We start from the raw sequence: 13,239 nt of genomic DNA, 5'->3' as shown, positions 1-13,239 counted from the left end.
GATCGCGGGGAGCCCCTCGTCGCTGCGATCGAGTCCGAATACCTCGCAGACAACTCCGAACTCGAACATTGCCGCGCGTTCCATCAGGACGACAGCGACCTTGTTCAGCATGCTTGACAGTCTAGTTGGCGGAATCTTTTCGCACTATGGCTTTACTGCCACTTTCGGCGGTAATTTCGCGGCCGCAAAATTACTGCCATGACCACTTTCACGCTCTTGATCCTGCTGATGCTGGGTATCGAAGCCGGTCTGCTCGTTATGCGGCACCGGCGTCGGCAAGCACCGCGCTGGATCGGCAACTACCGCTACAACACCTTCCGTGGGTCCGACCCGACGGATTACTACAGCGGTCTCGACCGTGACTCCGCCCGCGTGGATGCCGAAATGCTCGCCATGAGCCGTCGTGCCCCGCACAACTGATTCGTGCGGGAGTCGCGGCCGATCGACCGCGATGGGTTGGATCAGACGGCCGATCCAACATCGACGCGCGGCTTCGGAGCGCGCATTCGACGCAGCTGCGAGGCGCGTACGAACGCGTACCAGCCGAGCTTGAAACCGGTGTCGGTGCTGTCTGGGTACTTCTCCCGCACCCGGTTGTTGACCCGGCGTCCGAGCAGGATGCCCTCGGCGGCCATGAACGCCATCATGACGACCATGGTCAGCGTGATGACCGACTGAACGGCGGGCACCGCCAGCATGCTCATGATCAGGACCAGCGCCAGCGGCATGAACAGGCCGAGCAGGTGGCGACGCGAGTCGACGATGTCGCGCACCAATCCGCGAACCGGGCCCTTGTCGCGGGGGAGCAGGTACTTCTCCTCGCCGGCGAGCATCCGGGCGCGGCGGTCGGCGGCGGCCTCCCGGCGCTCGGTGGAAGCAACCTTGCGGTCTTCCTTCGTCCCGCGCGCGGCCTTGCGGCGCGCCCGAGCTTCCTTGGCGGTGAGCGGCGCGGGCGCGACCGGGCCGCGGCGGCGGGCCTCGGCCTCGCTTCGCTTGGGGGTGGGCCGGCCCTTGCCGGTCGATTTCGTTGACTGATCGTCCGGCACCTCGGCAGGTTGATCCGAATTGCCGGTATTTCCACGACCCAAGAGCTTCACCCTTCCAGGCTATTGGATTACTGCGTCGGCGCCACAACCCGGTCTCGAGGCCGGCGTGAATCGCCCGACCGCGGGACCGTCGGCGACGCGACCAGGAAGATCACATAGTGATTTGGACGGGTGAAATGGAAGGAATACCGATGGTCGGAGTACCGTTGTCTTGTTCACGGCAACGAACACGCATGCTTTTTCAGTAGGGAGACCCCATGACTGTGCAGAACGAGACCGCCACCCACGGCGTGACTCTGACCGACGCGGCCGCCGCGAAGGCGAAGGCCCTGCTCGACCAGGAGGGTCGTGACGACCTCTCGCTGCGCATCGCAGTTCAGCCCGGCGGATGCGCTGGCCTGCGTTACCAGCTCTTTTTCGACGACCGCAACCTCGATGGCGATCTGATCGTCGACTTCGCCGGCGTCAGCCTCGCGGTGGACCGGATGAGTGCCCCGTACGTCGAGGGCGCCTCGATCGACTTCGTCGACACCATCGAGAAGCAGGGCTTCACGATCGACAACCCGAACGCCACCGGTTCGTGCGCGTGCGGCGACAGCTTCAACTGAATCACGCATCGTTCGCCTGACGACAACAACGGCGTAGGTGTCGGCTACCGACACCTACGCCGTTGTCGTGTACCCGCCTGCCGCGTACCCGGGCGGCGGTGGATGGTAAGCCTCCCAGTGCGGGCATGAGTGTTCTGCCCAGCGGGTAACGTGACGCCGGTTGGGGGTAATACCCCATGAATCGAACCCGATCGAGAGGCGTAATCCCGTGCCCATTGCCGTTTCCGGATCCATCGCGACAGATCATCTGATGAGGTTTCCCGGACGGTTCTCCGACTCCCTGCTCGCCGATCAGCTCGAGCACGTCTCGCTGAGCTTCCTGGTCGACGACCTCGTCGTCCGCCGCGGCGGCGTCGGCGGCAACATCGCCTACGCGATGGGTCAGCTCGGCGGCGCCCCGCTGCTTATCGGCGCGGTCGGCGCCGACTTCGACGAGTACCGGCGCTGGCTCGAGTCCAACGGTGTGAACTGCGGCGGAGTCGCGGTGTCCGAGTCCGCCCACACCGCGCGGTTCTCCTGCACCACCGATGAGACGATGGCGCAGATCGCCTCGTTCTACCCGGGTGCGATGAGCGAAGCCCGCGAGATCTCGATCGAGCAGCTGCGCAGCGGTGGCAACGAGATGGACCTCGTCCTGATCGGCGCCAACGACCCTCAGGCGATGCTGCGCCACACCGAGGAATGCCGGACCCTGGGCATTCCGTTCGCCGCCGACCCCTCGCAGCAACTCGCGCTGCTCGATGGAACTCAGGCCGCCGAGCTAATCGACGGTGCGGCGTACCTGTTCACCAACGAATACGAGTGGGGCCTCCTGCGCCAGAAGACCGGGCTGTCCGCGGAGGACATCGCCGGCAAGGTCGGCATCCGGGTGACCACTCTCGGTGCGAAGGGTGTCGAGATCGCGGCACCGGGCGCAGAGCCCATCCGGGTCGATGTGGTGCCCGAACACACCAAGGCCGACCCGACCGGTGTCGGCGACGCGTTCCGTGCCGGCTTCCTCGTCGGCCACAGCCGCGGCCTCGGCCTGAAGCGCGCCGCACAGCTCGGCTCGCTTATCGCGGTCCTCGTGCTCGAGACCGTAGGTACGCAGGAATGGGCGCTGCAGCGCGACGACGCGCTCAAGCGGCTTGCCGATGCCTACGGCGCCGACGCGGCCGACGAGATCGCCGCGGTCCTGTAACCGCCTCAAACAAGAAACGCGTGTGGGGGAGCGAAACTTCGCTCCCCCACACGCATTTCGGCTGTCGGTCAGACGTTGACCGGGTAGGCAGGCTCCTTTATGGCCGGCACGATTCGTCCTTCGACGAAGATGCCGTGCCACACCATGAAGATCAGCAGGGTCCACAGCCGGCGGCTGTGATCCGAGCGGCCGTCGCGGTGATCCTCGAGCATCGTCTTGATCGCGGCCTTGTTCAGCAGATGGTCGGTCTGCGAGGCCGCGATCTGCATCTGCGCCCAGTCGAACAGCTCGGTCCCACGCAGCCAGTGCCGCAGCGGCACAGGAAAGCCGAGCTTCGCGCGGTGCAGCACGTGGTCGGGCACGATGCCCTCCAGCGCCTTGCGCAGCGCGTACTTGGTGGTCTGCTCGTTGCCGCGCCCGCTGGAAATCTTCTGCTCCAACGGAATCTGCTCGGCCACCTTGAAGACCTCGGGGTCGAGGAAGGGCACGCGCAGTTCGAGCGAGTTGGCCATGGTCATCTTGTCTGCCTTGACCAGGATGTCGCCGCGCAGCCACGTGAACAGATCCAGATGCTGCATGCGCGCGACGGGATCCCACCCCTCGGACCGCTCGTAGATCGACGCGGTCACGTCCCTGTGGGTCCACTCCGGGCGGAACTCGCGCAGAACCGAACGCAGTTGCGCGTCATTGAAGCTGCGCGCATTGCCGTAATAGCGCTCCTCCAGCGACATCGATCCACGATGCAGCAGGCTCTTGCCTCGGGTGCCGTCCGGAATCCGCTCCGACAAGCGGCCGGCCGCACGACGCATCCCTGGCGACAGCCGTTCGAATGGGCGCAGCGACAACGGCTCGCGGTAGATGGTGTAGCCGCCGAACAATTCGTCGGCACCCTCTCCGGAGAGCACGACCTTGACGTACTTGCGGGCTTCCCGCGCAACGAAGTAGAGCGGGACAAGCGCCGGGTCCGCGACAGGGTCGTCGAGGTACCAGACGATCTCGGGGATGGCCTCGGCGAACTCGCTGGGGGAGACGACCTTGACCACGTGCCGTGCGCCGATCGCGGCCGCAGATTCCGCCGCGACGTCGACCTCGGAGTAGCCCTCACGCTCGAAACCGGTAGTAAAGGTCACCAGGTTCGGGTTGTGCCGCATCGCCAGGGCGGCGATCGCGGTGGAGTCGATGCCGCCGGAGAGGAACGAGCCGACTGTGACGTCGGCGCGCATGTGCTTGGCCACCGAGTCCTCGAGCGCCGCAGCGATCTCCGCATAGCGGTCGCGCTCCGAACCGGACTCGAACGGCTTCACCCGGAACGCGGGATCGAAGTACCGCGTGACCTCGGGCTCGCGGCCCGGCTTGATGGTCGCGAAGCAACCGGATTCGAGCCGCCGGACGTCGCGGTGCAGCGTTTCAGGCTCCGGCACGTACTGCAGCACCGTGTAGTGCTCGATAGCCCGAGGATCCAGGTCGTTGGTCAGGCCGAGCGGGCGCAGCAGCTGCAGCACGCTCTTCTTCTCACTGCCGAACGCAGTGCCGCCGGGACCGCTCGCGATGAACAGCGGCTTGATTCCGAACGGGTCGCGCGCGACGAAGGCTGTGCGCTCCAGGGTGTCCCAGATGGCAAACGCGTACATGCCGCGGAGCCGGCGCACGGCGTGGGGTCCCCAGTGGTGGAAAGCGGCGACGATCGTCTCGCTATCGCCCTGGGTGCGGAACTCCGCGCCGTGCTTCTCGGCGAGTTCGGCGCGTAGTTCCAGGTAGTTGTAGATCTCGCCGTTGAAGGTCAGCGCGTACCGGTCCGGGAAGTCCTTCGGCCCCCAGCGCAGCGGCTGGTGCGAATGCGCGATATCGATGATCGACAGCCGGTTGAAACCGAAGACCATGTCCTCGTCGTGCCACGTTCCGTGTTCATCGGGGCCGCGATGACGCAGGCAATGCATGGCATTGTCGACCATGTCGACGGTCTCCCCGGTGGTACCCGTGGACGTCAGAAGTCCGAGCAGTCCGCACACGTTGTCTTCGAACCTCGCTTCGCTTGCTGGTGGTGACACTGGCAGAGGGCAAGACCTCGTCCCCCACGGACATGTCGCACGTTGCGCCCGAGTATGCCGCAGCACTGTTTCGGGCAGGCAGGGACGCGACTCTACCTGCGATGAGTGCGGCTGCCGACCCGAGAGCGAACTGAGACCGGGTTTGGTCTACGCTGCGTAGTATTCGAGCCGTCCCGGGTGGCTCGTGTGTGCATCAAGAACTGAGCAGTGCCATTGGAAGTTGCGGCGATCAGGAAGGCGTGAACGTGGCGCACAAGAGCGGAGCTCGAGGAGCGATCCGGCAGCCAAGTCGAATCGTTCGGCGAGCCGGCCTTGTTATCTCACTCGGCGTAGCCGCGGTGTTGTTGTCGGGTTGTTCGATCGACAATTCGGTTCTCCGGTTCGGTTGGCCCTCCGGTGTCACGCCGCAGGCCGAGCGGATGCGCGAGCTGTGGACCTGGTCGGTTATCGCCGCGCTCGCTATGGGCGTGCTGGTGTGGGGTCTGACGTTCTGGACCATCATCTTCCACCGCAAGAGCCGCGCCAAGGATGGCGAGGAATTCCCGCGCCAGACCGGTTACAACGTGCCGCTCGAGCTGAGCTACACCGCCGCGCCGTTCGTGATCATCGCGGTTCTCTTCTACTTCACCGTGGTCGTGCAGAACTACGTGCACGAGAAGCAGCCGGACCCGGACGTCGTCGTCGACGTGACCGCGTTCCAGTGGAACTGGAAGTTCGGCTACCGCTCCGTCGTCGAGAACGGCACCGTCTGGGACGGCGCCGACCACGAGCGTGAGGAAGCGATGCTTGCCGCGGCCGAGGCTGCCGCCGAGCGGACCAACGAGGAGGGGCACCCGCGCCCTGGCCCGATCAACGGCAAGGATGCCGGCGACCTGTCCTACCTTCGCTACAACACCGTCGAGACCGTCGGCTCCAGCAACGAGATTCCCGTGCTGGTGCTCCCGACCGGCAAGCGGGTCGAGTTCACCCTCAGCTCCGCCGACGTGATCCACGCCTTCTGGGTGCCGGAGTTCCTGTTCAAGCGCGACGTGAACCCGAACCCGAAGGAAAACCACTCGGACAACGTCTTCCAGATCAGCGAAATCGAGAAGGAAGGTGCCTTCGTCGGCCGTTGCGCCGAGATGTGCGGCACGTTCCACTCGATGATGAACTTCGAGGTTCGCGCGGTGAGCCCGGAGGACTTCGACACCTACATCCAGGCGCGCAAGCCGGCGGAGGAGGGTGGCCAGGACCTGTCGAACGCGGAGGCCCTGCAGCTGATCGGTCAGTCGCCGGTCGCCACCTCGACCCACCCGTTCAACACGGACCGCGCCTCCAAAGAAGCCTCGCAGGCCGACGGAAACTAAGGACTGAAACGAAATGAAGGTCGAAGCCAAGCTCTTCGAACTCCTGACGGTCTTCTTCATCCTGGTCGCGATCGTCTACGCGATCTTCACGGGGATGTCTCGCACGGGCATCGAGTGGGCGGGTCTGACCGCCATGGTGCTCACCGCCGGACTGTCGCTCATCATCGGCACCTACTTCCGGTTCGTGGCACGCCGCCTCGATCTGCGTCCCGAGGACTACGAGGACGCCGAGATCGCTGACGGTGCAGGCGACCTGGGCTTCTTCAGCCCATTCAGCTACTGGCCGATCACCCTCGCGGCGGCGGCTGCCATCACCGCGACCGGGCTCGCGTTCTTCGAGCCGTGGCTGATCGCCCTCGGTGTGCTGGCCGTCCTGTTCGCCGTCGCCGGCCTGGTGTTCGAGTACTACCTCGGGCCCGAGAAGCACTGATCAAGCTCTTGCCGAAAGGGCGCCGCTCCCATGGAGCGGCGCCCTTTTCGTGCGTCCCGATAATCAGGCCTGGATCGCGGGATCGGCGGCGACCCGACCGCCCAGATGCACCCAGCCGTCATCCCATCGGGTCACCAACTGTGACCCGCGGCCCTGGGTGATCCTGAGATCGCGGCCCAGCAGGGCCGTGATGCGTACCGCCGCCGCACCGGTGGCCTCGTCCTCGGCTACACCCATGTCGGGAGCGAACATGCGCGAGCGGAGTTCGCCGGCAGTCTGGTCTACCCATGCCCACGCGTAGTGATGGCCGTCGGCGTACGCGGCGGGATCGAGCTCATCGACCTGGTGGGGTGACGCCAACGCGTGAAACTCGAACTCGGGGGCCCATTCCGCACGGGCGCGCACTGTCGTGATGCCGCCGACCAACTCGACCTCGACGCGGCCTGCCGCCACCTCGAGCGCCCGCACCGGCGAGCCGTTCGCATGCAGCCACCACGCCGTCCCGACTGTCGGGTGCCCGGCGAACGGCAATTCCACTGCGGGAGTGAATATCTGCATGTGCGCCGAATCCGAACCGGCACTGACGAAGACGGTCTCGCTGAAGCCGAGCCGGTGGGCGAGGTCCTGGCGGTCGGCCTCCGGCACGGCGTCGGCGGCGACGATGCCGAGGGGATTGCCGAATGCTCCGGCCGCGTCCGTGAACACCCGGACGACGTCGACGTGTACGGACATGACGCCACGGTAGCGCGGTGTGACCCGCCGATCACCAGAGAGAACCACGCGGGGCAACCGTATTCGCGGTAGCGAAGTACTGTCGTCCCGGTCATGCCCATCATCGACACGGCGTCCTGCTTGGAAACGTTGCGGTCGCCGAAGTTCGCCATTTGGTTATGCCGCCCGCGCACGGGGATAGTGTCGCAATGCTCGTGCTGCTGCCCGAGGCTTTCGGCACAGTCGAAATATTCTTTCCTGCAAAGGGTTTCGCTCTTTCCGTGCCGGCGGGCCATGCGCTCGACTGCCGGTCCGGCCGGACCCGGAGGTGCTCGACGACCTGCCATTGCTGTCTTCGACGAGGGCGAGTGGCACGTTGGTCTCGGCAACCGCGGGCATGGTCGCGACGGTCGGCGGACCTCGCGACCACGCGGTTCGAGGCGTGGGAAAGCGGTCGCACGATCGGACCTTTACTCCGGGCGTCGAGCGTGCAGGCCAAGGCCCACGGCTGCCCCATTCGTGAAGTTGGTCAAGCGACTGATACCGTCCACCTGCGAATTCATAGATTTGTCGGCGTTTGCTGGCACAAGGTGTTACGTCGCGGGCCCGAGTACCGGTCCGTGTGCGGAGAGCGGGAGTTGAAATCCGAGTGGGAAATCAGAACATTACGCGTCGGGTGATGGCGGGGTCGGCGGCCGTCGCCGCGATGCTTGCGTTCACCGGTGTCGCGAACGCAGTCGAAAGTCTCGAGTCGGAAACGCTCCAGTCGGAAACGCCCAGATCGGAAACGCCCCAATCGGAAAGCCTCAAGTCGGAAACGTCCGAGTCGGAAAGCCTCGACTCGGGAAGTCTCGACTCGGGAAGTCTCGACTTTGGGAGCCTGGCGACCGGCAGCGTCGGACCCGGTTCTTCGGTCCCCGAGGCGTTCGTGGAGAATCCCGACCCGGTGCCCCCGACACGCGACGACATCACCACTCCGGCGATCGTCGGGCAGAAGATCGTGTCGGCGCAGCAACAGCAGTTGACGATCGCGTCACCGGCACTTCGGCGCGAAGTCACCGTCCAGGTGCTCGCCCCTGTGGGCGGCTCCACCGGCCGGCCGGTGCTGTACATGCTCGACGGCGTCTCCGCTCCCGAACACGCCAGCGACTGGTCGAATCGGGTCGTCCGCGACTTCTTCGCCGACAAGGACACCAACGTGGTGTTCCTCAACGGTGGCCGCGGCAGCATGTACACCGACTGGGATCTGCCCGATCCGCGGCTCGGCTGGAACCGGTGGGAAACCTTCATCACCGATGAGTTGCCCCCGCTGATCGACGCGAAGCTCGGGGCCAACGGCCGCAACGTCATCGCAGGCAACTCGATGGGCGCCCAGGCGGCGATGATGTTGGCGCACCGCAACCCGACGCTGTACGCGGGTGTGGCCGCCTACTCTGGCTGCTACTCCACGTCCGACACCCTCGGCCGTTTGTCGGCGCAGCTGACGACGACTTCGCAGGGCGGCGACCCTGCCAACATGTGGTCGAACCCGACCGGTCCGGCGTGGGTCGAGCACGACACCCTCCGGAATGCGGAGGCACTGCGCGGCAAGGAGCTCTACGTGTCCGCGGGAACCGGCCGGCCCGGTCCGCTCGAGGAGGGCGCGAACGCGAGAACGCTGCTCATCGGCGGTGTCCTCGAGGCGGGCGCCAATATGTGCACTCGCCAGCTCGAATCCCGACTGGACCAGCTGCGCATCCCGGCGACCTTCTCCTACTCCCCGACCGGGGTGCACGACTGGCCGCTATGGCTCCAGGAACTGCCCGAGTCCTGGCCGAGTCTGCAGCGGGGCCTCGGGATCTGATCCCAGGCCGACGGGGCCGGGGGATCCGACGATCACCGGATGCGGGCGAAACGACCCGGGGCGCCGGCACTTCGCTGAAACGAAGTGCCGGCCGCCCCGGGTGGTGAATCGAATTGGTGTGCAGCCGGATCAGACCGCTGCGCCTGCCAGCGTCTCGGCGGCGACGATGGCCTGAGCGACACCCTGCAGGGTCGCGGCGACCTTGACGGCCTCCCACACCTGCTCCTTGGTCAGCCCCTCCTTGCGAACCACGGCGTCGTGCGCGGCGGTGCAGTCGTGGCAGCCATTGATGGTGGACACCGCGAGGCTCCACAGCTCGAAATCGGCCTTCTCGATGCCGGGGTTGCCGATGATGTTCATCCGCAGACCCACGCGCACCTGGGCGTAATCGTCACCGAGGAAGCTCTTGGCGCGGTAGGCGACGTTGTTCATACCCATGATCGACGCGGCGCCAAGCGCGGCGTTGTACGCGTCGGCGGACAGGACGTCGGCGGCCTCCGCAGCGACCTCGCGCAGCACCGTCGTCGAGCGCGTGGCGGCGGCGCAGGCCAGGAACGTTCCCCACAGCTGCTGCTCGTTGAGTTCCGTCGAGCGAGACAGCGAGCCCAAGTTGAGCTTGAGGTCCTTGGCGTACTCAGGCAGAGCGGCCTTGAGGTTGTCGATGCTCATCGCTGCCCCGATCAGACGCTGGCCGACAGCAGTTCGCCGGCGTTGATGGTCGGGTCGCCCTTGCGCCAGTTGCAGGCGCACAGCTCGTCGGACTGAAGCGCGTCCAGGACACGCAGCACCTCATCGACGTTGCGGCCGACCGATCCGGCGGTCACCGAGACGAACTGGATCTCGTTGTTCGGGTCGACGATGAAGGTGGCGCGGTCGGCGACACCGTCGGCGTTCAGTACGCCGGTCGCGGCGGCCAGTTCGCGCTTGAGGTCCGAAAGCATGGGGAACGGAAGGGTCTTCAGGTCCTCGTGCTGCGCGCGCCACTGGAAGTGCACGAACTCGTTGTCGACCGAGGCGCCGAGCACCTGCGCGTCGCGGTCGGCGAACTCCTCGTTCAGCTTGCCGAACGCGGCGATCTCGGTCGGGCACACGAAGGTGAAGTCCTTGGGCCAGAAGAAGACGATGCGCCACTTACCGGCGTGGTCGTCGCTGGTGATGGTGGTGAAGTAGTCGTCGGGCTGTTTGGCATCGACCTGCGACAGGTCACCGCCGATGACGGCCTTGAGGTTGTAGGCAGGGAACTGGTCACCGATGGTGAGCAGAGGCATTCTGTCTCCTCTTTTGGGATCGACTTCGACTGTGAGGTCGATCCTGCCCAACGACAGCGGAAAAGGTGAAACCGATCAGTTCACTTAGACTGATCGGTGTGTCCGATCAGAGTTATCAACCCACCCTGTCACACCTGCGTGCGTTCGTTTCGATCGCCGAATTTCGCCATTTCGGTATGGCCGCAGCACGTTTGGGTGTGAGTCAATCCACACTCTCGCAGGCGCTCGCTGCGCTCGAGAGTGGGATCGGCGTGCAGTTGATCGAACGCAGCACACGCCGCGTACTCGTCACCGCCGCCGGGCAGCGGCTGCTGCCGCACGCGATGGCGACGCTCGAAGCGGCACACCGATTCATGGCGTTCGCGACGGGCAAGGGCGAGTCGTTCACCGGCCCACTGCGACTCGGGCTGATCCCGACCGTTGCCCCCTACCTCCTGCCTCGACTGTTGCCGCTGCTGGGCGACGAGTTGCCCGAACTCGACGTGCATGTTGTCGAGGACCAGACCGCAGTCCTGCTCGATCGCCTGCGCACCGGAGTGGTCGACGTCGCGGTGCTCGCGCTGCCGACCGAAACGCCCGGCATGGTCGAAATACCGCTCTTCACCGAGAGTTTCGTTCTTGTCGTGCCGGCAGGACATGAGCTGGCCGGCCGATCGGGCCAGACCCCCAAGGTGCTCGACGACCTGCCGTTGCTGCTGCTGGACGAGGGGCATTGCCTGCGCGATCAGGCTCTCGACCTGTGCCGTTCCGCTGATGCTCGCCCGGCGTCGGGCGGCGACACACGTGCCGCTTCGCTCACCACGGTCGTGCAGTGCGTTGCCGGGGGCCTCGGCGTGACGCTCATTCCCGAGATGGCCGTCGATGTGGAGACCTCGCGGACGGCGCTCGGCATCGCGCGGTTCGCGGAGCCGGCGCCGGGGCGAACCCTCGGCCTGGTGTTCCGTTCGTCAAGCATTCGAAGCGAGGATTACGAGCGGCTCGCGCCGCTCCTGCGGAAACTGCGCGATGAGACCGTGACCGTGCGCTCGCGCGGCCGATCCTCAGCGGCGGCGCCGGCCAGGCCCTGACGGGCGCTTCTGCTTTGCGGCCGGAACCTTTCCCTGAGCCGCGCGCGCGGCGCGCTTGGCGGCCGCCTTTTGTGATGCGGACCGCTTGGGTTCGGGTTCCGCGGAGCCACGCGAACTGTTGACGGTTCGGCCGCGCACAATCCCGATGAACTCCTCGACCAGCTCGGTCTTTTCCGCGCTGAGCCAGGCCAGCGCGACGGGGGAGACCGGCGCCCTTAGGACCTCGCGATAGGTGAGGTCCTTTCGGTGGTGCAGGCGTGCGAGCGACTGCGGCACCACCAGCAGACCCACCCCGGCGGCGACGAGCTCGATCGCGTCGCCGGTGGTGTCCGGCCGGTGCAGCGCGGCCGTACCGGGCCGGGTCGGCCATTCGAGCATGTCGTCGTAGGGGTGCAGCAGGACCTCGCCTTCGAGGTCGGCGACCGCAATGGTCTCCACGGCAGTGAACAGGTGGTCTTTGGGGACCACGACAACCGGTGTCTCCTCGTACAGCTGAATCACCGACAACCCCTCGGGATCGATGGGAAGGCGCAGCAGCGCAGCGTCCGCGCCACCGTCGCGGAGCAGGTCGGGAGCATCGGCGGCAGCGATGTTGATGAGGTCGAGCGGGACGTCCGGCAGGCGCTCGCTCCAGATCCGAACCCACTTCGTCGGAGTGACGCCCGGCACGTACGCGAGCCGGAATGCTGCGGATTCGTTCGGCTCGGTCACTCGACCAGGGTAGGCGATCGTTAGGCTGACCCCATGAGTTCGCAGAAGACACCACAGACGATGAAGCCCGCTACGGCGGCGAAGAAGCTGGGTGTCTACCTCGAAGCCACCCCCGCCGAGTTCCAGGCGAACCCGGTCTCGCGCGACGAACTCGCGAAATGGCGCGACAACCCGCCCGAGTGGCTGGTCGCCCTGCGCGCCAACGGCCCGCACCCCCGGCCGGTGGTCGCCGACAAGCTCGGCGTCTCGATCGCCGGCCTGGCCCGCGGCGGAGTCACCGACGCGCTGACCACCGAGCAAATCGACGCCCTGCTCGCCGACTCACCGGACTGGCTGGTTGCCGAGCGCTCGAGCCTGGTCGAGGTGCGCAAGGACGAGAAGCGAATCCGTGAGCAGCAGGCCGCGAAGCGGGAGTCGTCCAACCGCCGCGAGCGGCACGCGAAGCCGACCCTGCGCCCACAGGAGTAATTCGCGGCGTCAGCCTGCCACGACGTCGATCTCGTCGAATACGACTTCGCCGATCTCGTCCGACTCCGCGATGTTGACGACGCCGACGATCGCCCAGCCGTGATCGCCGGCCGGGTCGTCGAGCACCTGGCGCACCGACCAGATCCCGGGCCGCTGCTCGATTTGGAACAATCGAGGCCCGCGTGCGGCCGCGTCGGTGCCGATCGTCTCGTACTCGTCGAAGTAGGGCGCCAGCAACTGTTCCCATTCGTCGGCGTCCGGTGCGGCGCCAAGTTCGGCGAGGTCGGACAAGCCGGCGAGGGTTGCCCATTGCCGCCGCGCGACGAGCTCCACGCGGCGGAACATCGCGTTGCGCACGAGCACCCGGAACGCACGCTCGTTCGCTGAGATCGGCCGGGGCGGCGCTTCGAACGCCAGTTGCTCGGTGTCCATTTCGAGCGCCGGATTGGTGAGCTGCTCCCATTCGTCGAGCAGGCTCGAATCCACTTGTCGCACAAGTTCGCCGAGCCATTC

Annotated in this window: 15 protein-coding genes and 1 pseudogene; 8 read left to right on the top strand and 8 right to left on the bottom strand. The window is 66.1% G+C overall.

Annotated features, from left to right (window positions below):
• Positions 1-111 (bottom strand): annotated as a pseudogene (locus tag A8G08_RS28180) (AraC family transcriptional regulator); the annotation flags it as partial.
• A gap of 87 nt (positions 112-198) precedes the next feature.
• Between A8G08_RS28180 and A8G08_RS24740 the strand changes: the two are divergent.
• Positions 199-420, top strand: coding sequence for a hypothetical protein (locus A8G08_RS24740; protein WP_068280223.1), 222 nt, complete (start codon positions 199-201; stop codon positions 418-420).
• Positions 421-461: 41 nt separating this feature from the next.
• Here the strand turns inward: A8G08_RS24740 and A8G08_RS24735 are convergent, their stop codons facing one another.
• Positions 462-1,097, bottom strand: coding sequence for a DUF3043 domain-containing protein (locus tag A8G08_RS24735; RefSeq protein WP_068280220.1), 636 nt, complete (start codon positions 1,095-1,097; stop codon positions 462-464).
• Between the two features lie 206 nt (positions 1,098-1,303).
• On the opposite strand from A8G08_RS24735, the gene A8G08_RS24730 reads away from it, so the two are divergent.
• Together A8G08_RS24730 and A8G08_RS24725 are read left to right on the top strand one after the other, a co-directional pair.
• Positions 1,304-1,654: a HesB/IscA family protein gene (locus tag A8G08_RS24730; protein ID WP_068280217.1), complete on the top strand. Its 351-nt coding sequence runs from the start codon at positions 1,304-1,306 to the stop codon at positions 1,652-1,654.
• Between the two features lie 208 nt (positions 1,655-1,862).
• A complete protein-coding gene (locus A8G08_RS24725) occupies positions 1,863-2,834 on the top strand; it encodes a carbohydrate kinase family protein (protein ID WP_068280215.1) in 972 nt (323 codons plus the stop codon).
• Between the two features lie 68 nt (positions 2,835-2,902).
• Here A8G08_RS24725 and asnB read toward each other — a convergent pair whose 3' ends face one another.
• On the bottom strand, positions 2,903-4,843 hold the full coding sequence (asnB, locus tag A8G08_RS24720; protein ID WP_068280212.1) for an asparagine synthase (glutamine-hydrolyzing): 1,941 nt from the start codon (positions 4,841-4,843) through the stop codon (positions 2,903-2,905).
• 284 nt (positions 4,844-5,127) lie between these two features.
• Here asnB and ctaC point away from each other — a divergent pair, with 284 nt between their 5' ends.
• Positions 5,128-6,228 (top strand): aa3-type cytochrome oxidase subunit II, encoded by a 1,101-nt coding sequence (ctaC, locus tag A8G08_RS24715; RefSeq protein ID WP_084436850.1) that lies wholly within the window; start codon positions 5,128-5,130, stop codon positions 6,226-6,228.
• 13 nt (positions 6,229-6,241) lie between these two features.
• Entirely contained in the window at positions 6,242-6,658 is a 417-nt protein-coding gene (locus tag A8G08_RS24710) for a cytochrome c oxidase subunit 4 (RefSeq protein ID WP_068280209.1), read from the top strand.
• 63 nt (positions 6,659-6,721) lie between these two features.
• Here A8G08_RS24710 and A8G08_RS24705 read toward each other — a convergent pair whose 3' ends face one another.
• Positions 6,722-7,390: a PhzF family phenazine biosynthesis protein gene (locus A8G08_RS24705; protein WP_068280206.1), complete on the bottom strand. Its 669-nt coding sequence runs from the start codon at positions 7,388-7,390 to the stop codon at positions 6,722-6,724.
• 658 nt (positions 7,391-8,048) lie between these two features.
• Between A8G08_RS24705 and A8G08_RS24700 the strand changes: the two genes are divergently transcribed.
• Positions 8,049-9,212: an alpha/beta hydrolase gene (locus A8G08_RS24700; RefSeq protein ID WP_084436848.1), complete on the top strand. Its 1,164-nt coding sequence runs from the start codon at positions 8,049-8,051 to the stop codon at positions 9,210-9,212.
• 129 nt (positions 9,213-9,341) lie between these two features.
• Here the strand turns inward: A8G08_RS24700 and ahpD are convergent, their stop codons facing one another.
• Entirely contained in the window at positions 9,342-9,881 is a 540-nt protein-coding gene (ahpD, locus tag A8G08_RS24695; protein ID WP_068280202.1) for an alkylhydroperoxidase, AhpD family, read from the bottom strand.
• 11 nt (positions 9,882-9,892) lie between these two features.
• Positions 9,893-10,480, bottom strand: coding sequence for a peroxiredoxin (locus tag A8G08_RS24690; RefSeq protein ID WP_068280199.1), 588 nt, complete (start codon positions 10,478-10,480; stop codon positions 9,893-9,895).
• A 98-nt stretch (positions 10,481-10,578) separates the two neighbouring features.
• Between A8G08_RS24690 and A8G08_RS24685 the strand changes: the two genes are divergently transcribed.
• A complete protein-coding gene (locus A8G08_RS24685) occupies positions 10,579-11,547 on the top strand; it encodes a hydrogen peroxide-inducible genes activator (protein ID WP_084436847.1) in 969 nt (322 codons plus the stop codon).
• Here A8G08_RS24685 and A8G08_RS24680 read toward each other — a convergent pair.
• A complete protein-coding gene (locus tag A8G08_RS24680; RefSeq protein WP_068280196.1) occupies positions 11,521-12,258 on the bottom strand; it encodes a LysR family substrate-binding domain-containing protein in 738 nt (245 codons plus the stop codon). The genes A8G08_RS24685 and A8G08_RS24680 overlap by 27 nt on opposite strands.
• Before the next feature lie 33 nt (positions 12,259-12,291).
• On the opposite strand from A8G08_RS24680, the gene A8G08_RS24675 reads away from it, so the two are divergent.
• Positions 12,292-12,726, top strand: a complete 435-nt coding sequence (locus A8G08_RS24675; protein WP_068280193.1) for a DUF5997 family protein — start codon at positions 12,292-12,294, stop codon at positions 12,724-12,726.
• A gap of 9 nt (positions 12,727-12,735) precedes the next feature.
• Here A8G08_RS24675 and A8G08_RS24670 read toward each other — a convergent pair.
• On the bottom strand, positions 12,736-13,239 hold a 504-nt coding region (locus A8G08_RS24670; protein ID WP_157108782.1), incomplete at its 5' end, for a DUF3516 domain-containing protein.

Source organism: Aldersonia kunmingensis, from assembly GCF_001646865.1.
Lineage (GTDB): Bacteria > Actinomycetota > Actinomycetes > Mycobacteriales > Mycobacteriaceae > Aldersonia > Aldersonia kunmingensis.
This window is presented reverse-complemented; position numbering and strand designations above follow the sequence as displayed.